Annotated in this window: 27 protein-coding genes and 4 tRNA genes; 19 read left to right on the forward strand and 12 right to left on the reverse strand. The window is 69.5% G+C overall.

What is annotated here, in order from left to right; translation table 11 throughout:
- The first annotated feature begins 93 nt into the window (after positions 1-93).
- Complete coding sequence (locus AB0F17_RS37260; protein ID WP_358032643.1) at positions 94-348, forward strand: hypothetical protein; 255 nt, start codon at positions 94-96, stop codon at positions 346-348.
- Positions 349-585: 237 nt separating this feature from the next.
- Positions 586-1,083 carry a hypothetical protein gene (locus AB0F17_RS37265; RefSeq protein ID WP_358032645.1) on the forward strand — a complete coding sequence of 166 codons (498 nt, stop codon included), beginning with the start codon at positions 586-588 and terminating at the stop codon, positions 1,081-1,083.
- A 176-nt stretch (positions 1,084-1,259) separates the two neighbouring features.
- Here AB0F17_RS37265 and AB0F17_RS37270 read toward each other — a convergent pair whose 3' ends face one another.
- On the reverse strand, positions 1,260-2,333 hold the full coding sequence (locus tag AB0F17_RS37270) for an ATP-binding protein (protein WP_358032648.1): 1,074 nt from the start codon (positions 2,331-2,333) through the stop codon (positions 1,260-1,262).
- Between the two features lie 6 nt (positions 2,334-2,339).
- On the opposite strand from AB0F17_RS37270, the gene AB0F17_RS37275 reads away from it, so the two are divergent.
- Together AB0F17_RS37275 and AB0F17_RS37280 are read left to right on the forward strand one after the other, a co-directional pair.
- On the forward strand, positions 2,340-2,624 hold the full coding sequence (locus AB0F17_RS37275) for a hypothetical protein (protein ID WP_358032651.1): 285 nt from the start codon (positions 2,340-2,342) through the stop codon (positions 2,622-2,624).
- On the forward strand, positions 2,621-3,136 hold the full coding sequence (locus AB0F17_RS37280) for a hypothetical protein (RefSeq protein WP_358032653.1): 516 nt from the start codon (positions 2,621-2,623) through the stop codon (positions 3,134-3,136). Before AB0F17_RS37275 ends, AB0F17_RS37280 begins: the two co-directional genes overlap by 4 nt.
- A gap of 256 nt (positions 3,137-3,392) precedes the next feature.
- Here the strand turns inward: AB0F17_RS37280 and AB0F17_RS37285 are convergent.
- Positions 3,393-3,467 (reverse strand) — tRNA-Val (locus tag AB0F17_RS37285).
- Positions 3,468-3,892: 425 nt separating this feature from the next.
- Between AB0F17_RS37285 and AB0F17_RS37290 the strand changes: the two genes are divergently transcribed.
- Positions 3,893-4,309 (forward strand): SsgA family sporulation/cell division regulator, encoded by a 417-nt coding sequence (locus tag AB0F17_RS37290; RefSeq protein WP_020547189.1) that lies wholly within the window; start codon positions 3,893-3,895, stop codon positions 4,307-4,309.
- Positions 4,310-4,777: 468 nt separating this feature from the next.
- On the opposite strand, the gene AB0F17_RS37295 is transcribed toward AB0F17_RS37290, so the two are convergent.
- Positions 4,778-5,428: a DUF305 domain-containing protein gene (locus tag AB0F17_RS37295; RefSeq protein WP_358032656.1), complete on the reverse strand. Its 651-nt coding sequence runs from the start codon at positions 5,426-5,428 to the stop codon at positions 4,778-4,780.
- A 45-nt stretch (positions 5,429-5,473) separates the two neighbouring features.
- Here AB0F17_RS37295 and AB0F17_RS37300 point away from each other — a divergent pair, with 45 nt between their 5' ends.
- On the forward strand, positions 5,474-6,838 hold the full coding sequence (locus AB0F17_RS37300) for a hypothetical protein (RefSeq protein ID WP_358032658.1): 1,365 nt from the start codon (positions 5,474-5,476) through the stop codon (positions 6,836-6,838).
- Here the strand turns inward: AB0F17_RS37300 and AB0F17_RS37305 are convergent.
- From AB0F17_RS37305 to AB0F17_RS37320, 4 genes are read right to left on the reverse strand one after another with little or no spacing between them, the layout of a single operon-like run.
- Complete coding sequence (locus tag AB0F17_RS37305; protein ID WP_358032662.1) at positions 6,832-8,592, reverse strand: serine/threonine-protein kinase; 1,761 nt, start codon at positions 8,590-8,592, stop codon at positions 6,832-6,834. The genes AB0F17_RS37300 and AB0F17_RS37305 overlap by 7 nt on opposite strands.
- Before the next feature lie 4 nt (positions 8,593-8,596).
- Entirely contained in the window at positions 8,597-9,427 is an 831-nt protein-coding gene (locus tag AB0F17_RS37310) for an aminotransferase class IV (RefSeq protein ID WP_358032665.1), read from the reverse strand.
- Positions 9,424-10,437 carry a chorismate-binding protein gene (locus AB0F17_RS37315; RefSeq protein WP_358032668.1) on the reverse strand — a complete coding sequence of 338 codons (1,014 nt, stop codon included), beginning with the start codon at positions 10,435-10,437 and terminating at the stop codon, positions 9,424-9,426. Before AB0F17_RS37315 ends, AB0F17_RS37310 begins: the two co-directional genes overlap by 4 nt.
- Entirely contained in the window at positions 10,404-11,321 is a 918-nt protein-coding gene (locus AB0F17_RS37320) for a LysR family transcriptional regulator (protein ID WP_358032671.1), read from the reverse strand. Before AB0F17_RS37320 ends, AB0F17_RS37315 begins: the two co-directional genes overlap by 34 nt.
- Before the next feature lie 58 nt (positions 11,322-11,379).
- Between AB0F17_RS37320 and AB0F17_RS37325 the strand changes: the two genes are divergently transcribed.
- Positions 11,380-12,534: a Rid family hydrolase gene (locus tag AB0F17_RS37325; protein ID WP_358032674.1), complete on the forward strand. Its 1,155-nt coding sequence runs from the start codon at positions 11,380-11,382 to the stop codon at positions 12,532-12,534.
- A gap of 90 nt (positions 12,535-12,624) precedes the next feature.
- On the opposite strand, the gene hutH is transcribed toward AB0F17_RS37325, so the two are convergent.
- From hutH to AB0F17_RS37340, 3 genes are read right to left on the reverse strand one after another with little or no spacing between them, the layout of a single operon-like run.
- On the reverse strand, positions 12,625-14,175 hold the full coding sequence (gene hutH, locus AB0F17_RS37330) for a histidine ammonia-lyase (protein WP_358032678.1): 1,551 nt from the start codon (positions 14,173-14,175) through the stop codon (positions 12,625-12,627).
- Between the two features lie 16 nt (positions 14,176-14,191).
- Positions 14,192-14,905 carry a helix-turn-helix transcriptional regulator gene (locus tag AB0F17_RS37335; RefSeq protein ID WP_358032680.1) on the reverse strand — a complete coding sequence of 238 codons (714 nt, stop codon included), beginning with the start codon at positions 14,903-14,905 and terminating at the stop codon, positions 14,192-14,194.
- A 47-nt stretch (positions 14,906-14,952) separates the two neighbouring features.
- Complete coding sequence (locus tag AB0F17_RS37340) at positions 14,953-15,417, reverse strand: DUF4383 domain-containing protein (RefSeq protein ID WP_358032683.1); 465 nt, start codon at positions 15,415-15,417, stop codon at positions 14,953-14,955.
- Between the two features lie 126 nt (positions 15,418-15,543).
- Here AB0F17_RS37340 and AB0F17_RS37345 point away from each other — a divergent pair, with 126 nt between their 5' ends.
- The 5 genes from AB0F17_RS37345 to AB0F17_RS37365 all read left to right on the forward strand — a co-directional run bounded on the left by AB0F17_RS37345 (position 15,544) and on the right by AB0F17_RS37365 (position 17,252).
- Positions 15,544-16,305: an SDR family oxidoreductase gene (locus tag AB0F17_RS37345; protein ID WP_358032686.1), complete on the forward strand. Its 762-nt coding sequence runs from the start codon at positions 15,544-15,546 to the stop codon at positions 16,303-16,305.
- A gap of 139 nt (positions 16,306-16,444) precedes the next feature.
- Complete coding sequence (locus AB0F17_RS37350) at positions 16,445-16,981, forward strand: hypothetical protein (RefSeq protein ID WP_358032688.1); 537 nt, start codon at positions 16,445-16,447, stop codon at positions 16,979-16,981.
- 34 nt (positions 16,982-17,015) lie between these two features.
- Positions 17,016-17,087, forward strand: a tRNA-Gly gene (locus tag AB0F17_RS37355).
- 15 nt (positions 17,088-17,102) lie between these two features.
- Positions 17,103-17,176: transfer RNA gene (locus AB0F17_RS37360), tRNA-Cys, on the forward strand.
- Between the two features lies 1 nt (position 17,177).
- A tRNA-Val gene (locus AB0F17_RS37365) sits at positions 17,178-17,252 on the forward strand.
- 218 nt (positions 17,253-17,470) lie between these two features.
- On the opposite strand, the gene AB0F17_RS37370 is transcribed toward AB0F17_RS37365, so the two are convergent.
- Positions 17,471-17,980 carry a MarR family winged helix-turn-helix transcriptional regulator gene (locus AB0F17_RS37370; RefSeq protein WP_358032690.1) on the reverse strand — a complete coding sequence of 170 codons (510 nt, stop codon included), beginning with the start codon at positions 17,978-17,980 and terminating at the stop codon, positions 17,471-17,473.
- Positions 17,981-18,075: 95 nt separating this feature from the next.
- Here AB0F17_RS37370 and AB0F17_RS37375 point away from each other — a divergent pair, with 95 nt between their 5' ends.
- The 4 genes from AB0F17_RS37375 to AB0F17_RS37390 all read left to right on the forward strand — a co-directional run bounded on the left by AB0F17_RS37375 (position 18,076) and on the right by AB0F17_RS37390 (position 20,710).
- On the forward strand, positions 18,076-18,741 hold the full coding sequence (locus tag AB0F17_RS37375; protein ID WP_358032692.1) for an NAD(P)H-dependent oxidoreductase: 666 nt from the start codon (positions 18,076-18,078) through the stop codon (positions 18,739-18,741).
- 125 nt (positions 18,742-18,866) lie between these two features.
- Positions 18,867-19,937, forward strand: a complete 1,071-nt coding sequence (gene pstS, locus AB0F17_RS37380; RefSeq protein ID WP_358032695.1) for a phosphate ABC transporter substrate-binding protein PstS — start codon at positions 18,867-18,869, stop codon at positions 19,935-19,937.
- Positions 19,938-19,994: 57 nt separating this feature from the next.
- The gene (locus AB0F17_RS37385) at positions 19,995-20,384 is read left to right on the forward strand and encodes a hypothetical protein (RefSeq protein ID WP_358032697.1); all 390 of its coding nucleotides are present in this window, start codon (positions 19,995-19,997) and stop codon (positions 20,382-20,384) included.
- A 5-nt stretch (positions 20,385-20,389) separates the two neighbouring features.
- Positions 20,390-20,710: an MBL fold metallo-hydrolase gene (locus AB0F17_RS37390; RefSeq protein WP_358032793.1), complete on the forward strand. Its 321-nt coding sequence runs from the start codon at positions 20,390-20,392 to the stop codon at positions 20,708-20,710.
- 56 nt (positions 20,711-20,766) lie between these two features.
- Here the strand turns inward: AB0F17_RS37390 and AB0F17_RS37395 are convergent, their stop codons facing one another.
- Positions 20,767-21,225: a hypothetical protein gene (locus AB0F17_RS37395; RefSeq protein ID WP_358032699.1), complete on the reverse strand. Its 459-nt coding sequence runs from the start codon at positions 21,223-21,225 to the stop codon at positions 20,767-20,769.
- A 183-nt stretch (positions 21,226-21,408) separates the two neighbouring features.
- Here AB0F17_RS37395 and AB0F17_RS37400 point away from each other — a divergent pair, with 183 nt between their 5' ends.
- The 3 genes from AB0F17_RS37400 (at position 21,409) to AB0F17_RS37410 (ending at position 24,853) form a co-directional block, all read left to right on the forward strand.
- On the forward strand, positions 21,409-22,701 hold the full coding sequence (locus AB0F17_RS37400) for a lyase family protein (RefSeq protein ID WP_358032701.1): 1,293 nt from the start codon (positions 21,409-21,411) through the stop codon (positions 22,699-22,701).
- A complete protein-coding gene (locus AB0F17_RS37405; RefSeq protein ID WP_358032704.1) occupies positions 22,698-23,675 on the forward strand; it encodes a hypothetical protein in 978 nt (325 codons plus the stop codon). The genes AB0F17_RS37400 and AB0F17_RS37405 overlap by 4 nt, the downstream gene beginning before the upstream one ends.
- Before the next feature lie 116 nt (positions 23,676-23,791).
- On the forward strand, positions 23,792-24,853 hold the full coding sequence (locus tag AB0F17_RS37410; protein WP_358032707.1) for an ABC transporter substrate-binding protein: 1,062 nt from the start codon (positions 23,792-23,794) through the stop codon (positions 24,851-24,853).
- Positions 24,854-24,855: the final 2 nt, after the last annotated feature.

Here is a 24,855-nt window from a genome sequence, read left to right on the forward strand (position 1 = left end):
CACACTGCGGGCGAAGTCCGACAGCGCGTCGGCGCAGACACGATAAGCGGTCGCGAGTCTGGTCGCCTCCGCGTGGATCTCCACCATGATCTGATGGAAGTCGGCATCATCACCGTCTCGCACACGCAGATCGGCGCTCCCATCGGCCGCCGCGTCGAACTGGCCGCCGTATTCGGCTGTGAGTTCGGCGTCATAGATCAACGTGGAGGCCGCCAGGTGGAAACGAGAGACGTCATGGGGAATGGGATCGCCCTCCATGTCCAGGACGCTCCAGTCCTCCGGATCGTGGACAGGCGGGACCGGCTCCGGCATCGGATAGTCGAATCGCTTCAGCTCGCCGCCGGATAGCGAGCCTTCGAACAGCTGCGCCTCAAGGCGTCTGGCGACCGAGCCGAACACGTCGAGGGCCCGTTCGAGCAGCTTTTCCACCGTGATACGAGACCCGGACGTGGCAGCGAGGAACTCGCGCACGACCGCGTCGATCGGCGGGGAGCATGCGGGTCGTACCAGTTCGGGGAGGCCGCCGATCTCCGGAGCGGATATCGACCGGAGGTTCCGCTGCCAGCTGTCCCTGGCGATCCGCAGATGCCACCAGATCTCGCTGAGCGCCTTGGGGAGCGCGGCGCTCCTCGCATTGATCCGTGCGGCCGCGAGATAGACCTCCGCCGACTCGAGCGGACGGCGGAGAAGGAACAGCAGGTCGGCGAGGCCCAGGGCGAGGCTCTCGTCGTTCGGATCGAGCCGGAGCCCTTCCCGGTACGCGCGTTCGGCCTGGGCCCGCTCGTTTCGAGCGCACGCCACGTCGGCGACCGTCAGGTAGGCGAGCGGCGCCTGCGGGTCGGCTTCGACCGCCGCCTCGGCCGTGAGCCGTGCGTCGTCGACTCTGAAGACCGCCAGCTGGCACCGCGCCAGCACGCGAAGTGTCCATACGCCGGACGGATCCAGTCGGGCCGCCTCCGTCGCCTCTCGGAGAGCGGCGGCGTTCCGGTAACCATCCAGGAATATGGAGGCCATCAGGCCATGCGCCCACGCCTCGTGTGGCTCGAGGCGGAGAGCGGACTCCACGGCCTCACGGGCTGCTGAATCCCAGAAACGGTTCAGGTCGGAGCGGGCGTTGAGCAGGCAGACGGCGCGCAGGCAGAGAGCTTCGTACGCGGTGTCCTCCGCGGCCAGCGCGGGGCCCAAAGCGTGCGCCGCGTCGCGCCATCGGCCCATTTGTACAAGATTGCGGGCGGTCAGGATCGCCTTCTGGCTGTCGTTCATGCGATGCCCCGCCGCCTGAGGTAGGCGAGGAGATCGTCGAATTTGCCCGCCGAGTCGGCGAACATCACCACGTTGCGAGCGTCCTGCAACCACGGCCCGATCGACGATTTCACCTCGGCGAACGCCTGGTCGAAGTCGGTCATCCGGATCGGCCGCGCCTCCCGCGTACGGACCGAGTCCAGCATGGCGTGCTCGGCCGCGGTGTCACAGAGGTGGGCCAGATCGGCGCCGGAGAAATGCTCGCTGCGCCGGACCAGCGTGGCGATCTCGATGCCTTCGAGAGGCCGGTCACGAAGGTGATACCGGAGGATGGCCGCACGCGCGGAATCGTCGGGCGGGGCCACCAGCAGCAGGCGGTCGAACCGCCCCGGCCGCAGCAACGCGGTGTCCACGTCCCACGGATGGTTGGTCGCGCCCAGGATGAAGATGCCGCCGTTGGCGCTCTTCACCGAGTCCATCTCGGTCAGCAGCTGATTGACCATCCCGCGCATCGCGGTGCTCGTCCGCAGATGCATGCGCTTCTGGCCGAGCGCATCGATCTCATCGAAGAACAGCACACACGGCGCGTTGCGGCGCGCGATCTCGAACATCTCATGCAGGTTGCGTTCGCTCGAACCGACCCACATGTCCAGGACATCGGACAGCGAGACCGTGTAGAAGCCGGCCCCCAGTTCCCCGGCGATGGCGCGCGCGAGAAAGGTCTTGCCGCATCCCGGAGGTCCGTACAGCAGGAGGCCACCAGGAAGGCTACGGCCGTAAAGACGACGCATTTCCGGATTACGCATAGGGACGAGGAATGATGCCTCCAGGCGCCGTTTCACCTCCTCCAGCCCGCCGACGTCCGACAAGGTCACGTCAGGACGCTCGCCCCCGTCATCCGGACGGACCCCGGGATCCTCGACCAGGGCGGGCTGTACGATCCCCGCCACCTCGCTCTCCGCGGCGTCCCAGTCGAACCCGGTCTTTCCCGCTTCTGCCCTTCCCGCTTTCGGGGCCTCCGTGGGGGCCGACGCGCACACGCTCGCCGTCGTGCGGAACCGCGACCTGGCCTCGGCGTCGGGGATACCCACCGGAGTGTGGACCGGTTGACCTTCTTCATCGGCTCCGAGCTCGCCGGGGTCGCGCTAACCCTGATGGACCCGATCGGACCGACGATGGGCACCGACATCATCGTCGCCGACTGCCTGCCACTGATGCCGACGGCGACACGGCAGCTGACGCACAGCCGCTATGGCGAGTTGTCGCCCGTCTGGAGGCGGGCGGGTACCCCGCCTCCGAGCGCAACCTGGCGGTCGCCGTCGGCCCCGGAGACCGTCCGGTCGCCGCCCGCTACGACCCCGCCACAGGTCAGATCCACGTGATCTCCTGTCTGGACGCCGCCTGCCACTGGCCGAGCGTGGCCAGGCCCGTTCCCCCTGCTCCGACGAACGTCGACAAGCTGCCGTGGACGGCCGGCCTGGCCATGGCGGTGCGCCCCGACGGCCGCCCCGCCATCGCTTACCGGGACCCGCGCGACCAGGCGAACAAACTGCTCGACTGCCGCACCCCGGACTGCTCTCAGGCCGACATACGCACGCTGGGCGCCGGGGACGAGTACCACGCAGTCCCAGCACTGGTCCTGGACCGACAGGGGCGCCCGCTGGTGGCGTTCGAGAGCCGCGAACACCAGAGGCTCATGCTCGCCGTCTGCACCGGCAGCCGTTGCGAGAGCATCCCGGTGTCCAAGAACAGGGGCGGCTTCGGGGAAAGACTGGCCATGACGCTGAACGCCGCGGGCGACCCAGTGATCGCCTGGATCGACCACGCGCTCGCGCCGCCCGGCCTCAGCTGGAACCTGCATGTCACCACCCCGCTCAACCTCACCTCGGGCTAGGGAAGGGGGATCTCAGGCAGCGAGCTGAGGCGGTCACCATGCGCCGGACAGGACCCGCGCTCGCCGCCGCGCCGACGAACGTGATGACGCCTCATCTTCGGCGTGACTGTGCGTTTTGGATCTGGAGTCCAGCCGGGCGTGGAGGCCGAGTGCCGGGGTGCGTCAACCACCACAGTGAGCAATTTTGCCGGATGGGTGACGCACGATCATTAAAAACGCCCCATCTCCCTGATGGAAGATGGGGCTGCTGACGTGCTGGTGGGCGATACTGGGATCGAACCAGTGACTTCTTCGGTGTGAACGAAGCGCTCTCCCGCTGAGCTAATCGCCCGCTCTCGGCCCCTTGCGGCGCCGACGGGAAAACCATACCGCACTCCGGGACTGGTCGCGAAGCGGTGGGAGGCGCGGGTGGGGATTCGGGGAAAGGGTGCGGTTGCCCATCGGTGCGGCGGCTCGTTGGCATACCATCGTCGTGTTCCGGTAGGTGTCGATCGTGATCTTTTCTCAAGGAACGTTCTTGGTGGGCTCGCCGGAACAGGCTCCATGAACACGCAAAACCCTTGTAAATACGACCCGATTGATGCCGTTTAGCCAGGTAGATGCCTAAATGTCCAGCTGTGATGTGCGTTACAGAAGGGCCTAGGAGCGGAATCTTTCCTACAGGTTTCTTCGTTCCGCGTGATAGCTCAGGACGAAGTCCGTCAGAGCAGTGATAGCCCCGAAGAGGGGACCTTCGACGAAAAGGTTTGGCTGACGATGAACAGCACCACCGTCTCCGCCGAGCTTGGCCTTCGGCTTGTGGTCCCCGACCGTACTACCGTCCCCCTGCTCGCCGGACTGAGCTACACGGCCGACGACCCGTACGCCATCCGCATGGCCTTCCACGTAGGGAACGACGAACCGGTCGAGTGGATCTTTGCCCGAGAGTTGCTGACAGTCGGCATCGTGAGACGCGTCGGCGACGGCGACGTGCAGGTATGGCCCGCACGCGCCGACGGCGAACGCACCCTGCACATCAGCTTGACGTCACCGTTCGGGCAGGCACTGTTCGAAGTGCCGCTGGCGCCGTTGACCGAGTTCCTCCACCGCACCTACGAGAAGGTGCCGGCCGGGCGCGAGACCGACTTCATGGACCTGGATGCCGAGCTCACGAACATGCTCTGGCCCAGTTAAACCCTTTTTGATCTTTTACGGCTGAGCACGGTGGGCCCCACCCGCCGTACGGAGCTGAGGTCTGTCCAGGGGCACGCTTCTCCGGTGGAGGTGGTTGCGCGCCGTGACGTGCGCATTCTTGGCCCCGGTCCGGGGATTTGGCTGACGTTCGTGATCTAGGCTCCGCCTCGCGGGGACTCGCCGTGCCCCGCTCTCCGCGTCACTCCCGCCCTGCGCCCCTGGCACGTCCTGCCGCGGTTGCGACCGCACCTCACCGGGATCCCGCCGCGCCTCCACGCGCACCGCACCCCGCCGCCGAGCCGTTCCCGCCCCGCGTCCCCGGTCGCGGCGGCCTCGCCTCAGGGGATCCGCTGCACCCCATGCGCCGCACGCCGCCCTGCACGCCCTGGCGCGTGCCGCCGTGGCGGTGGGCTGTGGCGGTGGGCTGTGACGTAGGGGGTATGTCGGGTTTCTGGATGTTTGCTGGGATTATTGGGGTATTGAGGTCAGGGCCGCTTTCATTCTCGTAATCTCGATGTTCTGGCCCGAGTAGACGTCTCTTGCCATGCGTCTCATCTGTGGGTCCGTGCCGGTGGAGCGTTCTTCGTCGGCCATCTTCAGGGCGCCGCCGTGGTGTCTGATCATGAGTTGCAGGAACAGGCGGTCGAAGGCGGCCGCGCGGGCCGTGCGCAGGGCGTTCATCTCCTCCAGGGTGGCCATGCCGTAGCCCTCGGGGCCGTGGGCGTGGTCGGCGGGGACCGGGCGGCCGAGAGAGGCGAGCCAGGAGGAGATGGCGGTGATCTCGGGACGCTGGGCGCCGGCGATCTGGTCGGCGAAGCGGCGTACGGAGGGTGTCGTCGTACGGTCCTTGACCAGGCCGGTCATCTCCAGGGCCTGCCGGTGGTGCGGGATCATGCCTTCGGCGAAGCGGACGTCGGCGGCGGCCGGGGCGGGCGGCGGCTGGCCGAGGCGTTCGCCGGGCGTGGCCGTGCGAGCGGGGGTTCCCGGGCCCTGTGGGACGATCACCGGAGCGTCGGTGCCGATCGCGGACGGCTGTTCCGGCTCCCGGGCGCACGCCGACAGCGCGGGCAGCACGAGTGCCGCCGAGACTGTGGCGATGAGCGCACGCGAACGGGACATCACTGACATAGCTTCCATACTGAGCCACGAACGAGAGGGAAGCGCGTGATCTTCGGAAAGGTACGGGGGGCGGTGGTGTGCGCGGCGGTGTTGCTGGTGGCCGCGTGCAGCGCCGGGCCGCAGGCGGGTTCGCGAGGGGAGGATCCCTCCGGAGACGCGGGCGAGCCTGTCAACACCTCCCAGCCGACCGGTGACGCCAAGACGAGCCCGAACGTCAAGAAGGTCGCGCACATGCCCCGCACGGCGCCGCTCAACGGCGCCATGGACTGGAACACCGACCTGGCCTTCCAGGGCGACTACGCGTACGTGGGCAATTTCGGCGGGTTCTCGATCTACGACATCAGCGACCCGGCCAAGCCGAAGACGGTCAGCCAGGTCACCTGCCCGGCGGAGCAGAACGACGTCTCGATCTACGGCGACCTGCTGATCCTGTCGATCGACGAGCCGCGCAGCGACGAGAGCTGCGCCTCCACGACGAAGAGCCGCTCCTGGGAGGGGCTGCGGATCTTCGACGTCAGCGACAAGAAGAACCCGAAGTACGTCTCAGCCGTCGCGACCGACTGCGGGTCGCACACGCACACGATGATCCCCGACGGGGAGACGCTGTACGTGTACGTGTCGTCGCCCGGCCCCGAGCCGGAGTCGAAGACCTGCCCGCCGCCGCACGAACTCCTCCAGGTGGTGGAGATCCCCACCAAGGACCCCAAGGCCGCCAAGGTCGTGGCGAGGCCGAACTTCTTCCCGGACCGTGAGGAGACGGGTGCCGGGTGCCACGACATCACGGCGTACCCGGAGAAGAAGCTGGCGGCGGCCGCGTGCTTCGGCGACGGCGTGCTGCTCGACATCTCCGACCCGGTCAACCCCAGGGTGCTGCAGCAGATACGCGACGAGGAGAACTTCCAGCTCTGGCATTCGGCGACGTTCAACAACGACGCGACCAAGGTCGTGTTCGGCGACGAGCTGGGTGGCGGCTCCGCGCCGACCTGCGACCGGGAGACGCCGCGGACCAAGGGCGCAGACGCGATCTACGACCTCGTGAACGGCAGGCTGGAGCGGCGCGGCTACTTCAAGATCCCGCGCGAGCAGGAGGAGAACGAGAACTGCGTCGCCCACAACGGCTCGCTCCTCCCGGTGCCGGGAAAGGACATCATGGTCCAGTCGTGGTACCAGGGCGGCGTGTCGATCTGGGACTTCACCGACTCCTCGAACGCCAAGGAGATCGGCTACTACGACCCGGCACCGTACGACGGGGTCGCGGGCTCGTGGTCGGCCTACTACTACAACGGCTACATCTACTCCAGCGACATCCGCGGCGGCCTGGACGTCATCGAGATCGACGACCCGCTGACCGACCCGGCCAAGCAGGTCAAGATGGATGACTTCAACGTTCAGACCCAGAAGTCCTACTGAGGTGCCGTGATGCTCCCCGCCCGCCAGTTGACGTAGGTGGTGAAGAAGGAGGAGGCCACCCGGCCGGTCTCGTTGAACGCGCGCCAGGACAGGTCGAAGAAGATCGGCCTGTCGCGCGCGTCCAGCTTCAGCTTCCAGGTGAGCTGGGTGTCGGCGAGCTCGTCGGCGGTCCACCCGCCGGTGATCTCCGAGATCTTGTCCTGTACGACCCGCGGCCCCTTGGTGGTCACCAGGGACCCGGAGTAGGACCGCGCCTCCCCGCTGATCCGCGGCGTCACGCTGATCACGTCGAGCAGGACGCCGATCCCGGCGGTCACGGGGAGCATCTCGGCGAAGTAGAGCGCCTCCGACGTCTCCTTTCCGGTCACCGGCTTGCCGTCGAGGTAGACCTTCGGCTTGTCGGTGCTCCCTATGACGACCACCTGCCGGGTGTCGCCGACCGACTCGACCCGCATGTTGAAGTCCGTGCTCATGTCGTCGGTCGCGCCGAAGACGAGCTGGCCCCGGGCCTCGCCGTAGAAGGAGCTCTGGCTCAGGCCGCCCTCGTAGGTGAAGTCGGCCAGAGGCGTCACGATGGTCGCCGCCTCCACGGCCGCGACCAGTTCCGCGGGCTTGGCGGGCGGCGGGGCGACCGCGGGCTCGGGCGTGCCGGAGGAGGACGTGCTCGGCCCCGGCGTGCCGGTGGCGGCGGCCGTGGTGGAGGTGATGTTCGTACGCCCGGCCGAGCGCGCCCAGAGCAGCGCCCCGGTGACCACCAGACCCGTCGCCGCGAGGCCCGCCCCGGTCAGCACGTTCCTGCGCGCCATCAGCACCCGGGTGGCGGTGATCGTCGGCGCCTCTGCCTCCACCGGGCCGGTAGCCGCCGACGCACCATGTTCCAGCACTTCGGTGGCCGCGAGCGCACTCTGCTCCAGCACTTCGGTGGCCGCGAGCGCACCCTGTTCCAGCGCGTCGGACTCCCCCGGGCGCCGGTCCTCGCCGAGCAGCTCCAGCAGGACGTCACGCGCCGTGGGACGGGCGGCGGGGGCCTTGGCCAGGCAGCGCGCCACGATCCCGCGCAGCGGCTCCGGCAGGTCGCCCAGGCCGGGCTCGGCCTGGAGGATCCGGTAGGCGACCGCGGCGATCGTGTCCTCGCCGAACGGCGGCCGTCCGGTGGCCGCGTACGCCATCGTGGAGCCCCAGGCGAACACGTCGCCGGCCGCTCCGACCGGCCCGTCGCCGAACTGCTCGGGCGCCATGTAGGGCGGTGTCCCGGCCACCGCGTTCTTGGTCGCGGTGAGCCCGGCGAGCCGGGCGATGCCGAAGTCGATGACCCGCGGCCCGTCCTTGGCCATCAGCACGTTGCCCGGCTTGAAGTCACGGTGCACCACGCCCGCCCGGTGGATGGCGGTCAGCGCGGTGGCCGTGCTGATGGCCAGCCGGATGAGGTCCGCGCCACGCAGCGGCGCGACGTCGGCCAGGGACGGGCCCTCGATGTACTCGCTCACGACGTAGGGCGGGTCGTGGCCGAGGTCGGCGGTGATCACCCGGGCCGTGCAGAATTCGGCGACCTGCCTGGCGGCGGCGAGCTCCCGCTGGGCCGTACGGTCGATGCCGCCCGCCCTGCCGCCCGCCATCAGCTTGATCGCCACCTGCTCACCATCGGGACCCGTGCCGAGGTAGACGACGCCCTGACCGCCCTGGCCGAGACGGCCCGTGATCAGGTAGTCGCCGAGCCGCGGCGGATCGCCCGGCCGGAGCGCACCGGCATCCACCTGATCAGGGGTTGAGGTCGGCGGCGGCGTGCTCGGCGAAGATCCGCATCGCCTTCGCGGTGATCGGCCCCGGCGCCACCGGCAGCTCGGTCTCGTCGACCAGCTTGATCGGCTGGATGTCACGGGTGGTGGAGGTGAGGAAGGCCTCCTCGGCTGTGTACAGCGCCGACATCGGCACGTCGGTCTCCTCGCCGCCGCACCATTCGAGCGCCAGCGCCCTGGTGACGCCGGCCAGGCAGCCGGAGCCGAGCGTCGGGGTCAGCAGCCGCCCGTCGCGGACGATGAAGATGTTGGAGCCGGTGCCCTCGCACAGGTTGCCCGCGAGGTTGCCGAAGATGGCCTCGCCGCCGCCGCGCACCTTGGCGTAGGCCAGGGCCTTGGCGTTGTCGCCGTACGAGATGCTCTTGACGCCGGACAGGGCGCCGAGCTCGTTGCGCGGCCAGGGGACGACGGTGACGTTCGCGGTGCCGGGGAACGGCTTCTGCTCGTCGACGATCACGACCGAGGTGGTGCCCTGGTCACCGCGGTCGGAGCCGAGGGGGCCCGGGCCGCTGGTGTAGGTGATGCGGATGCGGCCGAGCGGCCAGCCGGGGGCGGCGGCCAGGCACTTGCCGACGCCGTCGGCGATGGCCTCGAGGTCGGGCTCGGGCAGGTCCATGCGCTGCGCCGACAGCGCGAGCCGGTCGAGGTGCCTGGTGAGCGCGAACGACTCGCCGTTCACGATCTTGATGGTCTCGAAGACGCCGTCGCCGACCATCAACCCGTGGTCGAACACCGAGACGGTCGCGGTCGCGGGGTCGAGCAGCTCCCCGTTGACCCATACAGGGATAGTCATCTGTTTCCTCCTGAGGATGCCAGTGCGATGAGCCTGGACGCCTTCAGCTCGGTCTCGAGCCATTCACGCCGGGGATCGCTGCCCCAGGTTATGCCCGCGCCCGTGCCGAAGCGGATCTCGCCGGCGGAGATCCAGAACGTCCGGATGCCCACGGCCAGCGCCGCCCTGCGACGGTCGGCGTCGACCCAGCCCACTGCTCCACAGTATGGCCCGCGCGGCTCCGGTTCGAGCTCATTGATGATCCGCGACGCGGACGATTTGGGCGCGCCGGTGACCGAGCCGGGCGGGAACGTCGCCGCGAACAGCTCCGGCCAGCCCGCCCCCGGCGCCAGCCTGGCCCGTACGGTCGACACGAGGTGGACCAGCCCGGGATGCTCCTCGACGGCGCAGAGCGACGGCACCTCGACGGAGCCGACGGCGGCGACCCGGCCGAGGTCGTTGCGGACCAGGTCGACGATCATGACGTTCTCGGCGTAGTCCTTCTCCAGCAGGTCGTCCACGGTCACCCCGGTGCCCTTGATCGGCCTGGACTCGACCAGGTCCCCCTCACGCGACAGGTACAGCTCGGGCGAGGCCGACACCACGCTCAGCCCCGGCACCTGGACGACGGCCGCGTAGGGGGCCGGGTTGCCGATGGCCAGGCGGGCGGCCAGGGCCAGCGGGTCGGCGTCGTGGGGCACGGGCGCGGTCAGGACGCGGCAGAGGTTCGCCTGGTAGACCTCGCCCTGTTCGATGTAGTCGCGGATGGCCTGGACCCCGCGCTCGTAGGCGGCCTGATCGAGGGAGCTGTGCCATCGGTCGGGGGCGGGCCCGTGCCAGGGGGTCCTGGGCGTGGGCAGGGGCGCCTGGCGTACGTGGTCGAACCGGGCGCACGTCACCTTGCCCTCGTAGCCGACCACCACCGCCCACCAACCGTCGCCGTCGAGGGCGGCGAGGTCGGTCGTCAGGTCGCGCAGGCCGGTGGCGAGGAGGTTGCCTACACGGGCGTAGCCGTCGTACACACCTGCCATTCTCCCAGCAATCGGACGAACTCCTGCGCGGCGGCCAAAGGCGCTTCGGGCAGGGCCGCGTAGACCTTCCGCGCGGGGGCCAGCCCTCGCAGGGGCCGCAACACCAGATCCGCCGGTACGGCCCGCGCCGCCAGCTCCGGCACCAGCGTCACCCCGAGCCCGGCGGCGACGAACCCGAACTTCCCCGTCCATTCCGCCACCCGCAGCCCGCTGCGCGGCGTGAACCCGGCGGCGGCGCAGGCGGTGACCAGCAGCGTCGGCTGCCCGCGCGGCGCGGCCTCGATCCACGTCTCGCCGGCCAGGTCGCGCAGGTCCACGTCGGGCTCCGCGGCCAGCCGGTGCGACCGCGGCAGCGCCACCAGCAGCCGGTCCTCGCGCAACGGCACGATCCGGCCGCCGTCGACGGGCAGCCCCGCGGGGTAGTCGCTGATCACCGCGACGTCCAGCGCTCCCGCCCGCAGCCGCTCCATCAGCCGGGTCGTCAGCCCTTCGACCAGCCGCAGGCCGACCTCCGGCCGCCGCTCGGCGAACCGTTTGAGCGTCCTGGGCACGAGATCGACGTTGGCCGTGGAGAACGCGCCGACCCGCAGCGTGCCGCCGCTGCCGCCGTGGATCGCGGCCAGCTCCTCACTCGCGCGGTCGAGCCGGTCGAGCACGGCGATGGCGTGCCGGTGCAGCGACACGCCGGCCGGTGTCAGCCGTACGCCCCTGGCCAGCCGCTCGAAGAGCGGCCCTCCGGTGGCCCGCTCAAGGGCGGCGATGCGCCGGGAGACCGCCGACTGGGTGTATCCGAGCAGCTCGGCGGCCGCGGTGAACGAGCCGCTCCTGGCCACCTCGTCGAAGAGGCGGAGCACGTTGGTATCGAAGGCATTCATATCAGTCATGGCTGGCATGCAATCTAGTCGCTGGCGGAATGTCTCGCCTATCGATTAACTGGGACACGTGATTGCATTCATCGGACAGGGACGCATGGGCGTCCCGATGGCCCGGCGACTCACCGAGGCCGGGCACAAGGTGACGACATGGCGGCGCGGGACCGGGGTCTCGGTCGCCGAGGCGGTCGCCGGAGCGGATCTGGTCATCACGATGCTGCGTGACCCGGCCGCCGTACGCGAGGTGCTGACGGCCGCGCTGCCGGGGCTGCGGCCCGACGCGACGGTGGTGGAGATGTCCACGATCGGCCCGGACGCGGTCCGGGAGCTGCGCGCGCTGCTGCCCGGCTCCGTCAGGCTCGTGGACGCGCCGGTGCTGGGCAGCGTCGCTCCGGCGGCCGACGGCACGCTGACCGTGCTGGCGGGTGGCGATCTGTCGGGATTGGGCGACGTGCTGTCGGTGTTCGGCACCGTGCGCGAGTGCGGGCCGCTGGGGGCGGGTGCGGCGGTGAAGATCGCCGTCATGAGCGCTCTCGTGCCGGCCCAGGTGCTGATCGCGGAGACGTACGCGTACGGCGAGGCGCACGGGGTGGACCGCGACACGCTGGCCGGCGTGCTGTCGGGCACTCCCCTGGGCGTCCTGGCGGAACGGCTGCGGACCCCCGCCCCCGAGACCCGCTACGCGCTCGGGCTGGCGGCCAAGGACCTGGCGCTGGCGGCCTGGCCGGAGGCCACGCTGGCCACCGCGGCGCGCAAGCGCTTGCAGGACGCCGAGGCGGCCGGGCTCGGCGACCAGGACGTGACGGCGATCGCCGCGCACGTCGGCGGGCGGCCCGCGCACCGGGCCATGCCGGTCAACCCCGCGACCGTCCCGGCCACGAACGGCTTCTACTCCCATGCCGTACGGGTCGGCGACATGCTGTACGTCTCCGGGCAGGCGGCCTTCGACTCGCGCGGGGAGGTGGTCGGGGCAGGGGACATGACGGTGCAGGCCGAGCACGTGTTCCAGTGCCTGGCGCGGATCCTCGCCGATCAGGGGGCGGGGTTCGAGGATGTGGTGTTCGTCCGGACGTACCTCACGAACATGGACGATCGGGTCGCGTACGGGCAGGTGCGCCGGAAGTACTTCCCGGGGACGCCGCCCGCGAGCACGACCGTTGAGGTGTCGAAGCTGTTCATGCCCGGGTTGCTGCTGGAGGTGGACGCGATCGTCGCGCTGCCGTAGCGCGGGCCGCCGTACGCGGCCTTCGACGCGCGCGGGCGCCCGGGTCCGAGACCGCGGGCGCCGTATGTCGGGGCGAAATATCGCGAAAAATTACGCCAGGTGGCCCGTGACGGACTCGGCGGCGGCGACCACGCCGCCGTCGGCGACCAGGCGGACGGCCGACTCGATCTCCGGCGCCAGGAAGCGGTCGGGGCCGGGGCCGGGGACGGTCTCGCGCAGTGCCTGCACCACCGCGCCGGTGGCGGGGGCGGGGGCCAGCGGGGCGCGCAGGTCGAGGGCGCGGGCGGCGGTGAGCACCTCGACGGCCAGCACCCTGGTGAGGCCGTCGACCGACTTGCGCAGCTTGCGGGCCGCCGACCAGCCCATCGAGACGTGGTCCTCCTGCATGGCCGAGCTGGGGATCGAGTCCACGCTGGCGGGTACGGCCAGCCGCTTGAGCTCGGAGACGATGGCCGCCTGGGTGTACTGGGCGATCATGTGTCCGGAGTCGACACCGGGATCGTCGGCCAGGAACGCCGGCAGGCCGTGGTTGCGCGCCACGTCCAGGAAGCGGTCGGTGCGGCGTTCGGACATCGAGGCCAGGTCGGCGGCGACGATGGCCAGGAAGTCCAGCACGTAGGCGACGGGGGCGCCGTGGAAGTTGCCGTTGGACTCCACGCGGCCGTCGGAGAGCACGGCGGGGTTGTCGACGGCGCTGGCCAGCTCCCAGGTGGCCACGTTCGCGGCGTGGGTGATCGTGTCGCGGGCGGCTCCGGCCACCTGGGGAGCGCAGCGCAGGGAGTAGGCGTCCTGGACGCGGGTGCACGCGGCCGGGTCGCGGTGGCTCGCCATGATGCCCGAGTTATCAAGAATTTTCGTCATATTGGCGGCGGAGAGAGCCTGGCCCGGCTGCGGCCGTAGCGCCTGCAGCTCGGGGGCGAAGACGCGGTCGGTGCCCAGGAGCCCCTCGACGCTCATCGCGGCGCTCACGTCGGCGGTCCTGACGAGCCTGGTCAGGTCGTCGATGGCCAGGATGAGCATGCCGAGCATGCCGTCCGTGCCGTTGATGAGCGCGAGTCCCTCCTTCGCGGCGAGCTCGACGGGCTCGATGCCCGCCTGCTTGAGCGCCTCCTCCGCTGCGGTGACATTTCCGTACTTATCCCGTACGACGCCCTCACCCATCAGCGTGAGCGCCACGTGCGCCAGCGGCGCCAGGTCGCCCGAGCAGCCGAGGCTGCCGTACTCGTGCACGACCGGCGTGATGCCTTCGCTGATGAGCTCGGCCAGCGTCTTGGCGGTGGTCGGCCGGATGCCGGTGTGACCCGTGGCGAGCGTGTGCAGCCGCAGCAGCATGAGCGCGCGCACCACCTCGGTCTCGACCTCGGGGCCGTTGCCCGCGGCGTGGCTGCGCACCAGCGAGCGCTGGAGCTGGGCGCGCAGCGCCGGGTCGATGTGCCGCGTGGCCAGCGCCCCGAACCCGGTCGAGATCCCGTAGGAGGGCACCGGGCTCTCGGCCAGCTCGTCGACGCGCTGACGGGCCGCGGAGATCGCGGCCATGGCGTCGTCGGTGAGCCGCACGGCGGCGCCGTGACGGGCCACGCTGATGACGTCGTCGAAGGTGAGGGGTTCAGGACCGACGTTCACGACTCCGTTGTCGCGCATGATGTGACTCTCTCGCTTAGGTAACCGGCGTATGCGATGTTAGCTCCTTACCGGAGAACAGTGCGGCCAGCCCCTCCTTGCCTTCGTCGGTCAGCACCACCGCCCGGGGAACCGTCCCCTGCCGGTACCACCCGCGCTCGAACAGCACGGCGGTCACCGCCGCGCCGAGAGCCCCGCCGAGATGGGCCCGGCGCTCGGTCCAGTCGAGGCATTCGGGAGCGAACCGGCGCCTGGCCTTCCGCACCCCCGCCACGTCCACCCCGAGCCGGCTCAGCAGCCGCTCACCCTTGTCCGTGACCTCCTGGTTGACCAGGAATCCGCCCTGGACGAGCTGGTCGAGCAGCGCCACCCCGGCCCGTCCGGCCAGATGGTCGTAGCAGGTACGCGCCTCCTCCAGCAGTCTGGCCTGGCGCGACTGGCGCAGAGACCGGATGGGCGGCCGGGCGCTCACCCTGGCCAGCACCTCCAGCACCTCGGCGACCTCGTGCCCGGCCAGTCGGTAGTAGCGGTGGCGGCCCTGCCGTACGACATCGACGAGGCGCCCGTCGAGCAGGCGGGACAGGTGCGCGCTCGCGGTGGCGGCGCTCACACCGGAGAGCCTGGCGAGCTCGCCCGCGGCCAGCGCGCGACCGCCCAGCAGGGCGGTGAGGATGGCAGCCCTGGTGGGATCGGCTATGAGCGCCGCAACGGGCGCGATGTCGGAGTCGTGCGCGATGTATTCGGCGGCCATACCTGACGCTAACCCACGAACATTTCGCCGCCCGTCGAAGTATCGCCTCAGAGGGTGCCCGAGCTGCCCGCCTTGCTCTTCGCGGTGCCGCGGGCCAGCGCGAGCCCCAGCACGACCATGCCGAGGCCGAGGACGAAGTGCAGCCAGTTGTCGGCCGTGTTGACCGGCACGAAGTTGGCCGCGCTCGCCCGGTCGATGATCAAGCCGTAGAGCCACAGCAGCAGGTAGATCACGCCGCCACCGATGAGGAAGTACCGGGCGCCCGCCCAGGTGCGCGACATCACGATGCCGGCGACGCCGAAGATCAAGTGAACGATGTTGTGCAGGACGGAGACCTGGAAGACGCCCAGCAGCATCGCGCCGGAGTGGTGGCCGCTGAACTCCATGGAGCCGTAACCGGTGGTGATGCCGGGAATGAATCCCAGCACGCCGGCCAGCAGGAACACCGCTCCTACGATGAGCGCCGCGACTTGCACGGCCGATCGCGCCGTCCCGGTGTGCGGGGTGTCCATGTTCGAAACCCTCCCCCGGTAGATTCTGGTTTTTCTCCGGTTACCCCCGTTGATGTCACGGAACGCTCACCGGGCGGCCAAATCTCTCTCACCACCGGCCGACTAAGCTGCCGGATGAGCCTAACCATGGGAGTTCCGTTGGCAGCAGGAGACGGCGTCGCACTGGTCACCGGAGCGTCTCGCGGCCTGGGCGCGGTGATCGCCCGCAGGCTGGGCGCCGACGGCCATACCGTGGCCGTCAACTACCACTCCGACCGCGAGAACGCCCAGCAGGTGGCCGCCGGCATCCGTGCCGCCGGTGGATCCGCCGAGGCGTTCGCGGGCGACGTCACCGATGAGACCGCGACGGCCGAACTGGTCGCCCAGATCACCGACCGGCTGGGCCCCGTGGGGGTCCTGGTGCTCAACGCGACCGGCCCGCAGCCGAAGGTCGCGTTCGAGGATCTCACCTGGCAGACACACCTGGACCAGCTCCACTTCTTCGTCAAGAGCCCCACGCTCCTCCTCCAGGCGGCGCTGCCGGGCATGAAGGCGCGGGGCGGTGGCCGCGTGATCCAGATCGGCTCGGACATCGTGGACCGCGCCCTGCCCGGCATGTCCGCCTACATCGCCGCAAAAGCCGCCCAGTTCGAGCTCACCCGGGCATGGGCCCGCGAGTTGGGACCGTACGGCGTCACGGTGAACCTCGTCGCGCCCGGCTTCATCCCCGTCGAACGGCACGCCGACATCGACGCGGAGGAGCTCTCGACCTACCGGACGCACGTCCCGCTCGGCCGGATGGGCACACCGGACGACGTGGCGGGCGCGGTGTCCTTCCTGGCCTCGGACGCCGCGGCGTTCGTCACCGGCGAACGCATCACCGTCAACGGCGGTCACACCATCGGCTGACCGCCATCACTGTCCGCGAACCCCGCACAAGCGGCCCGTCTCTCTGCGCCGACCCAGGCAGCGGCTCCACCGCAGCGACCGCACAGGGGCGACCACGCTTAGACGCCGGCCCAACCATTACTCGGCCACGATCGACCACATGACGGACAACCCCACGCTCATCACCACCGAAGCGACGGACAACGCCGCGCTCCCCACCGCCGAAGCGACGGACAACCCCGCACTGCTCGTCGCCGGAGCGGTCGACCGCTGTCTCACCCTCGCCGAAACCTGGCTCGCCTGGGACGGCACCCCCATCGTCACCGACGGCGCGAACCTGTGGACCCCGGCGAAAGCCGTACGCCGCGTCCAGGACCACCTCATCGACCACCTCGCCGAAGTCGAGGCGCTCCTGGCGGGCGCCACCCCGCAGGAGAGCCTTTGGCACGGCCGGATGGTGACGCTGGACGCCGACTGGGCCCGCTTCACCGAACTGGACCTGGCCGAGACCCGCTCCCGCTGGACCCGCCTGGGTCAGGCGTACGTGAACCGCTACGCCACGGCCCCGGACGCCTGGGACCTGCCCCGCTCCCCCAACTGGACCCTGCGCGAGATCGCCGAACACGTGGCCGGGATCACCTGGTACGCCGAACAGGTGGGAGCACTCCGGTTTGGGGACTCGGCCAGGATTCGCTAGAGTTCTCTCGTCGCCGCACACCAGCGGAGACGACGCGGAAGTGGCTCAGTGGTAGAGCATCACCTTGCCAAGGTGAGGGTCGCGGGTTCGAATCCCGTCTTCCGCTCGGAGCTTCCAGCTCGGTGGAGTGGCCGAGAGGCGAGGCAACGGCCTGCAAAGCCGTCTACACGGGTTCAAATCCCGTCTCCACCTCCAAGGACGATTAGCTCAGCGGGAGAGCGCTTCCCTGACACGGAAGAGGTCACTGGTTCAATCCCAGTATCGTCCACCACGCTCCAAACAGGAGACAAAGCCCCAGCTCATGGCCCATGCCGGGAGTCTGGGGCTTCTTGCTGTTCGTCGCAGTTCGCGGTCCTTGCCCTGCATGCTGATCTTGCACGGAGCGGACCGCGACGAGCACACCTGCGGAACCCCACAACCGAAGTCCAGGAAACAGCGGCCACCTCCGTCGGACGGTGAGCCGCCGGGCGTTCGGGCACCGAGGCGCGGTCAGGCTGGGTCGGGTGCGCAGGCGGTTTCGTGTGGCCGCCCGTCCTCGACTCTCGCGATCGGTTCGCCGACGAGATCTCGCAACGCGCCCTTCAGAGCGGTCCGCAGCGAAGGGGCGAGGTCGGCCAGGAGCCGGTCCTCGATGGCCTCGATGTCGCCGCGGGCGGCTTTGAGGGCGCGGCTCCCTTCGGGGGTGACCTCGATGATGCGCGCTCTGCGGTCGGCGGGGTCCGGCCGGCGACGCACCAGGCCGGCGCTCTCCAGCTCGTCGAGGATGAGGACCAGCTTGCTCTTGTCGACCGACACAGCCTGGGCGAGGACGAGCTGGGTACGGGCCGGGACTTCGACGATCGCCATCAACACCGTGTAGCCCCACAGCGTCATGCCGTGCTCGCGGACGGCCGCGGTCTCGGCTGTGGCCAGGCCTTGCTTCAGCCGCGCGAACAGCCAGTGCAGGTCCTGGTGCAACCAGCTACCGGGAGAGCCGTCGGGGTCGGAAGAGATGGCCATGGCAGCATGATAGCAAGCCAAGATGTTCTTGACTCACAACTATCTTGCTCTATATTGATTGCGAATACAGATCATCTTGAATGTGAGGCAATCCTGTGACGCATCTTCTGCATCTGGACGCCAGCGGACGCGGCGACTCCTTCTCCCGCAGGCTCGGCAGCACCTTCGTGACCGACTGGCGGGCCACCCATCCCGATGGGATCTACACCTACCGCGACCTGGTGGCGGACCCGGTGCCGCCCATCGACGAGGACCGCGTCCAGCTCGCCACCCAGTCATCCGTGAACGGAGTGCGCGACATCGAGGCCATGGACGAGGTCGCCACCGGCACCCCCGAACTGGCCAGAAGCTGGGCGGCCACCCGCCCGCTGGTGGAGCAACTGCTCGCGGCCGACGTGCTGCTCCTGGGCGTACCGATGTACAACTTCTCGGTGCCCGCCGCGCTGAAGGCATGGATCGACCGCGTGACCCTGCCCTGGCTGCCGCTCAAGGGAAAGTCGGCCGTGGTGCTCAGCGCGCGCGGCGGAGGCTACGGGCCGGGGACGCCCCGCGAGCAGTTCGACTTCCAGGAGCCCTACCTGCGCGCCTACTTCTCCGTGCTCGGATTGGACGACGTGGAGTTCGTCCACGCCGAGCTCACGCACGCCACGGTCATGCCCTTCCTCGCGCAGTTCCGCGAGCAGCATGAGGCCTCCCACGCCGCGGCGCTCGACGCGGTGCACACCTTGGCGACCCGAGTGCGCGCCGAGACACCGTCCTGACCGCAACGGTTAAGGCGGAGAGGCCGACTGTGTTGCCCTAGCTTGGCGGTTAAATGACCTTTTGTCGGCGGAAGTTTGACGGGCAGTCAATGCTACGGTCATGATCGCTTCATATCCTCGATGAGATGGACAAGCTGACAGGGATCGCGGGGTCGGCTGTGCTCGTCGCCCTCACCTTGGCCGCCTCCGCCGCCGGCCTGGGTGGCACCGCGATATTGGCCCGCGACGAAGTGCCCAAGAGCCCGCCGATCACCGCGTCCATCTCCGGCTCCGGCTCGACCGCGCAGAAAGGCGCGATGGACGCCTGGCGGGCCGAGTTCCACCGGATCCACCCCGCCCTGCGGGTGGACTACCAGGCCAACGGGTCAGGGGCCGGCATCCGCGACTTCATCGCGGGCACCACCGCGTTCGCCGGATCGGACGTCGCGATGCAACCCCACGAACAGGCGCTGGCCGACAGGCGCTGCGGCAGCCGCGCGGTGCACCTGCCCATGGTGGTCGGCCCCATCGCACTGGCCTACAACCTGCCGTCCACGCCAGATCTGAAGCTCTCGCCCACCACCCTGACCGGCATCTTCAGCGGGCGGATCACCACCTGGGACGCCTCGGAGATCGCCGCCGACAACCGTGGCAGGAAGCTGCCGCACGCCGGCATCCGGCTCTTCCACCGCTCCGACGAGTCGGGCACGACCCACAACTTCACCACCTATCTCAAGGCGGCGGGCCGCTGGCCGTACCAGCCGTCCAGAAAGTGGGCCGGCCCCGGGCAGGGCGTTGCGGGCTCCTCCGGAATCGCCGGCGCCGTCCAGCGCACCACCGGTTCCATCGGGTACGTGGAGTACGGGTTCGCCAGCAATGCCCGCCTGAACACCGCCAAGGTGCGCAACGCCTCCGGCCAGTTCGTCGCGCTCTCGCCCCAGAGTGCCACCGAAGCCCTGGAAGGCGCCCGGATCGTCGGCGAGAATGGCGATCTCGTGGTGAAGTTCGACTATCTGACGAAAAGCAAGGGCGCCTACCCCGTCATCCTGATCACCTACGAGATCGCCTGCTCCAAGACCTCTGACCCGCTGGTGCGCTCCTTCCTGCGCTACACCGCAGGCGACGGCGGCCAGTCCTACCTCTCCCTGTACGGTTACGCCCCGCTCCCGCACGATCTCCTCGCCAAGGTACGTGCCCGGCTCGGCGCCCCGGGCTGAACGAAAGCGGGTCAGAGATACTCATCCACCGACTACGACGGCAAAGGGGCACCGACCATGCAGACGATCGACCCTGAAACCATCATCGCCTCCCATATCGAGCCGGGCGAGTCCGTACAGACGGCATTCACCGCATACGTCAACGCTGGCTTACGACGACGCGTCATAGGCGCGACCGACCGCAGACTGATCGTGGTCCGCAGCGGGTATTTCTCCTTGTCCGACAAGGGATTGTCATGGGCGGACCCGCTCGACCAGGTCGCCCTGTACGGCTCCTACTCCGTGTGGCTCAAGTCCGGCCTCAACACCGGCAACGCTTACGTCCGCATCCGGCGCGCGAACGGCAGCACGGTCACCTTCAACCCCCGCAACAGCTTCATCGGCCAGACCGGCTCGGCAGAGGCCAACATCAAGAAGTTGTTCGCCCTGATCCCGGGGCGCGTCTGAGCGGGCTGCGACAGGGCCGCGGGCGCCGAGTCCTACCGCTGGCGCTGCGTGTCGGCGTCGCCGGCCGGACGATCGCGTACAGCGGTGACGGCGCCTGGACCGACACCCTGATCGACGTCGCCGACGGCGCGGATCTGTTCGTCTGCGAGGCGTACACCTTCGACCGGGCCGTGCCCTACCACCTGCACCTGCCGGACCTCATCGCCAACCTCGACCGGCTGCGCTGCGAGCGGCTGGTGCTCACGCACGCCGGCCCGCAGGTACTGGGCAGACGTGCGGATCTGGCGTTCGAGCTCGCCGAGGACGGCCTGGTCGTGGAGGTGTAGCGGCACGACGCGGCACCCGCTAAGCCGCGCATCCGGTCTCGACATCCGGCCGAGGCTCAGGGCATCTTGTATTCTGCGGCCTTGCCGCAGTAGCCGACCCCGATCGGCGAGCTGCTGAACCGGCACACCTGGACGACCACACGGTCGATGGCGGCGACTCCCGCCGGATCCGACAGCGTGAAGGAGAGCGTGACCTGGGCGTCGTCCGCCTTGGCGGTTTCCGAGTCGACGAGGGTGGTGCCGTTGTAGGCGTTGAAGACGGCGCTGGAGTACATGCCGTCCCGAGCGCAGGGCGAGAGGTTGGCGTCGTCGGACAGGTACCCGTCGACCTTGACGGTCGGCCGGATCACGGGCCCCGTCAGCCAGTTCAGCGTCCCCTCTGTGATCCCGCGAAAGCATGAGTCGCCGGAGTCGGCATAGAACGTCACCGCCGCCTGGGCCGACGCCACGGGCTGGACCGCCAGCAGACCGGCGGTGACCACGGCGCCCAGCGTCAGGAGAACAGATAAACGCATGAAATTTGACCTTCCCTGTTGATGGTGGATCCGGGCCTTCATCGTGAACGACAGACCTGCGATGCGCCACCCGCCCAGCCGGAGATCACCTCGACGGCCTCTTGACAGGTGGCCTGGCCAGTGGAAGTCTGCGTCCAAGAAATTGGTCAGGCCACCTGGCAACTGCTCCGGTCTGGGGGATACGTGACGGCAGCCATACCCATGCGGGACTCGCTGGGCGAAGTGCTGGTTCCAGCGGACGCTCTGTACGGGGCGCACACGGCCCGCGCGGCGGAGAACTTCGCGATACCCGGCCCCCGGCTGTGCGATCACCCCGAGCTGGTCCACGCGGTGGTGCACGTCAAGATCGCCGCGGCGCGAGCCAACGCCGAGCTGGGGGTGGTGGATCAGGCGATCGCGGACGCGATCGTCGCCGCCGGGGTCGAGGTGCTGGCCGGGCGGCACGACCGGCACTTCGTCCTCCCCATCCTGCAAGGCGGGGGCGGCACCTCGACCCACATGAACGTCAACGAGGTCCTGGCGCGCCGGGCGAGCCAGATCCTGCAAAACGCCGAGATCCACCCCAACGACCACGTGAACCGGGGTCAGTCCACCAACGACGTCATGCCGACGGCCATCGGGATCGCGATCCACCCGGCCGCCATGGACGCGGTGGACGCGCTGAACCGGCTGCGGGAGGTGCTGCTCGCCAAGGCCCACGAGTACGACACGCTCCAGCACCTGGGCCGTACCTGCCTGCAGGACGCGGTGCCGCTCCCGGTGAGCGCGGTGCACCGGTCCCAGGCGTACGGCGTCGGCCAGGCGGTGGAGAATCTCGTCCTGACCGCGGAGCGGCTCCTCGCGGTCCCGCTGGGCGGGACGGCGGTGGGCACGGGGCTCGGCGCCGAGGACGGCTTCGCGGACCTGGCGGTACGGAACCTGGCCGCGGCCCTGGGAAAGCCGGTGCGCCGGGCGGAGGACCCGTACTACGGGCTGGCGTCGCTGGAGTCGCTGGCGGCCGTGACGGAGGCGATGAGCCGGGCCGGCCGGGTCGTCGCCCGGATCGCCACCGACCTGCGGCTCCTGGCCTCCGGGCCGGACGGCGGCATCGGCGAGGTGATCCTGCCCAGCATGCAGGCGGGCAGTTCGATCATGCCGGGCAAGATCAATCCGGTCATCCCTGAGCTGGCGATGCAGACCGCCTTCCAACTGGCCGGCGCGGCGACAACGGCCCATCTGGCGGTCAGCGCGGGAGAGCTGGAGGTCTCGGCGATGGCCCCGGTGGTCACCCTGAACCTGTTGACCGGCTTACCAGCGCTGAGCGCCGCCACGCGGATCTTCGCCGATCGCTGCGTCGCCGGTCTGTCCTGGAACGAGACGGCGGTCGCACGTAACCTTCACGGCTCGCTCGCCCCCGCCGTGACCTCCGCCACCACCAACGGCTACGAGGCGGCCGCGCGAGACGCGTACGCGCACAGAGAGGCACCCGACCAGTGACCACCCCCACCGCGGCGCCGCCGCTCGCGCCGCTCATCACCGACCCGCTCTTCGACGGGGTCACCGACCCGGTCCTGGTGCGCGACCCTGCCACGTCCACGTGGTGGTGCGTCTTCGCCCACCGCCGCGCCAACGTCCGCCTGTCCGGCCCCGCCTCCATCGGCAGGTGCCACGGGACGCCGCTCGGGCTCGCGTCCTCCGACGACCACGGCGCGAGCTGGCTCTACCGGGGAACCCTCGACCTGCCCATCGAGCCCGGGCACAACACCTTCTGGGGCCCGGCGGTCGTCACCTCGGACGACGGCACGTATCACCTGTTCACCACGTTCATCCGGGGTGTGCCCGACGACCCGGCGTGGGACACCCACGGCCGCCCCAGCCCGTGGCTGCGCCGGATCCACCATCTGAGCAGCACCGACCTGTGGACCTGGCGGCATCACGGGCGGCTGGATCTCGGCACGGACCACGCCGTGGACCCGTGCGTGGCACGTACCCCCGACGGGCTGTGGACCCTGTGGTTCAAGGACGAGGCGGCGGGCGGGGCCCTGCGTTCGGTCAGCAGCCAAGCGCTGGCGCCCGCGTCGTGGTCCGCCCCGGTGACCGTGCTGCCGCAGTGGCACGAGAGCCCGGTGGTGTTCCGGCTCGGCGGCTTCTGGTGGCTGGTCGCGGAGTCGCGGGCCGGCCTGACGTCATACCGGTCGGATGACGCGCTGACCTGGGAGGAGAGCGGCGCGTTCGTCGCGACCTCGGGCAGCCGGTTGGGGGACGGCGGGCCGGTGCGCTCCCCCGACGTGATCCCGGTCGGCGACTCGGCCGCCTATCTCGTCTACTACACCCAGTCGGGACACGACAGCTTCGGCGACCAGGTCCCGACCTCCTCCCAGTCCTCCGCCGCCCAGGCGGCTCTCCTGCGCGTCGAGGACGGGCGGCTGAGCTGCGACCGCGACGCCCCCTTCGACTTCAGACTCCCCTAGACCCCGATCACCAACCATGACGTGCGCACGAGCGCCGGTGCGCGACGCGAACAGTCCAGCCGACGGCGCAGGAGCCTCTCTGCTTCAAGTCCCACACCCCCCAAGGAGTAAGCACCATGTCCCACAAGCGTAGGTGTCGTTCCCTGTCCTTCCTGACCGCCGCCGGCCTGCTGGCCCTGACCGCCTGCGGCGCACCCGCCGGCAGCTCACCGGCCACCGGCACCGCCTCGGCCACCGGATCATCGTCGGCCGCCGCGCCCAAGAGCGCGGCGGTGCCCGAGGTCCAGGCGCTCGTCCCCGACAAGTACAAGTCCAGCGGCGAGCTGGTCTTCGCGACCAATGCCCCCTATGCGCCGCTTGAGTTCTTCAAGGACGACAACAAGACCCTCACCGGCTTCGACATCGACCTCGGGACCGCGATCGCCGAGACCATGGGCCTGAAGGCCCGCTGGGAGAACATCTCCTTCGACTCGATCATCCCGGGACTCCAGGCGGCCAAGTACGACGTCGGCATGGCGGGCTTCAGCGTCGAGCACGAACGGCTGGACGCGATGGACTTCGTCTCCTACTACCTGTCCGGCGGCGGATTCCTCGTCAAGAAGGGTTCGGGCATCGAGGTCAACGCCTTCGACCAGCTCTGCGGCTACCGGGTGGCGGTCCAGAAGGGGGTCAGCCAGGTCGACGCGGTCACCGACGCCAGCGCCACCTGTACCAAGAACGGCAAGAAGCCCATCACGGTCCTGCAGATCCCCGACCAGAACGTCGTGGTGCTCACCCTGCAGTCCGGCCGGGCCGACATCGCGGTCGGAGACAAGCCACAGGTCGAATACGCCGCAGCTCACTCCGGCAACGCGATGTGCGTGATCAGTACGTACCAGACCAGCCACAGCATCGCCGGCATCGCGGTCCCCAAGGGCAACACCCCGTTGCTCAAGGCCCTGCAGGCGAGCATCAACTCCCTGATCAAATCCGGCGGTTACGCCGAGATCGCCAAGACCTGGGGCACGGGTGTCGCCGTCGAGGGGGCCACGCTGAGCGCGGACTACGAGAAGGTGTCGGCTCCCTGGGGCGTGGGACCGGACGGGACGGTGATCGAATCCAAGATCTTCACCAATCCCGACGAGATCAAGGCCGGCCACACGTACTACTTCCAGCCGGTGATGAAGGGCTGCGCCTAGGC

This window comes from Nonomuraea sp. NPDC026600 (assembly GCF_040638335.1).
In the GTDB taxonomy this organism is placed as follows: Bacteria; Actinomycetota; Actinomycetes; order Streptosporangiales; family Streptosporangiaceae; genus Nonomuraea.

Excerpts from the sequence above, each read along its gene's own strand:
- AB0F17_RS37315 (WP_358032668.1), bottom strand. The coding sequence starts at position 10,437 with ATGGCAGGTGTGTACGACGGCTACGCCCGTGTAGGCAACCTCCTCGCC.
- AB0F17_RS37340 (WP_358032683.1), bottom strand. The coding sequence starts at position 15,417 with ATGGACACCCCGCACACCGGGACGGCGCGATCGGCCGTGCAAGTCGCG.
- AB0F17_RS37395 (WP_358032699.1), bottom strand. The coding sequence starts at position 21,225 with ATGCGTTTATCTGTTCTCCTGACGCTGGGCGCCGTGGTCACCGCCGGT.
- AB0F17_RS37345 (WP_358032686.1), top strand. The coding sequence starts at position 15,544 with ATGGGAGTTCCGTTGGCAGCAGGAGACGGCGTCGCACTGGTCACCGGA.
- AB0F17_RS37410 (WP_358032707.1), top strand. The coding sequence starts at position 23,792 with ATGTCCCACAAGCGTAGGTGTCGTTCCCTGTCCTTCCTGACCGCCGCC.
- AB0F17_RS37290 (WP_020547189.1), top strand. The coding sequence starts at position 3,893 with ATGAACAGCACCACCGTCTCCGCCGAGCTTGGCCTTCGGCTTGTGGTC.
- AB0F17_RS37370 (WP_358032690.1), bottom strand. The coding sequence starts at position 17,980 with ATGGCCATCTCTTCCGACCCCGACGGCTCTCCCGGTAGCTGGTTGCAC.
- AB0F17_RS37260 (WP_358032643.1), top strand. The coding sequence starts at position 94 with ATGGAAGTCGGCATCATCACCGTCTCGCACACGCAGATCGGCGCTCCC.
- AB0F17_RS37265 (WP_358032645.1), top strand. The coding sequence starts at position 586 with ATGCCACCAGATCTCGCTGAGCGCCTTGGGGAGCGCGGCGCTCCTCGC.
- hutH (WP_358032678.1), bottom strand. The coding sequence starts at position 14,175 with ATGCGCGACAACGGAGTCGTGAACGTCGGTCCTGAACCCCTCACCTTC.
- AB0F17_RS37385 (WP_358032697.1), top strand. The coding sequence starts at position 19,995 with ATGCAGACGATCGACCCTGAAACCATCATCGCCTCCCATATCGAGCCG.
- pstS (WP_358032695.1), top strand. The coding sequence starts at position 18,867 with ATGGACAAGCTGACAGGGATCGCGGGGTCGGCTGTGCTCGTCGCCCTC.
- AB0F17_RS37335 (WP_358032680.1), bottom strand. The coding sequence starts at position 14,905 with ATGGCCGCCGAATACATCGCGCACGACTCCGACATCGCGCCCGTTGCG.
- AB0F17_RS37350 (WP_358032688.1), top strand. The coding sequence starts at position 16,445 with ATGACGGACAACCCCACGCTCATCACCACCGAAGCGACGGACAACGCC.
- AB0F17_RS37310 (WP_358032665.1), bottom strand. The coding sequence starts at position 9,427 with ATGACTATCCCTGTATGGGTCAACGGGGAGCTGCTCGACCCCGCGACC.
- AB0F17_RS37295 (WP_358032656.1), bottom strand. The coding sequence starts at position 5,428 with ATGTCCCGTTCGCGTGCGCTCATCGCCACAGTCTCGGCGGCACTCGTG.
- AB0F17_RS37320 (WP_358032671.1), bottom strand. The coding sequence starts at position 11,321 with ATGACTGATATGAATGCCTTCGATACCAACGTGCTCCGCCTCTTCGAC.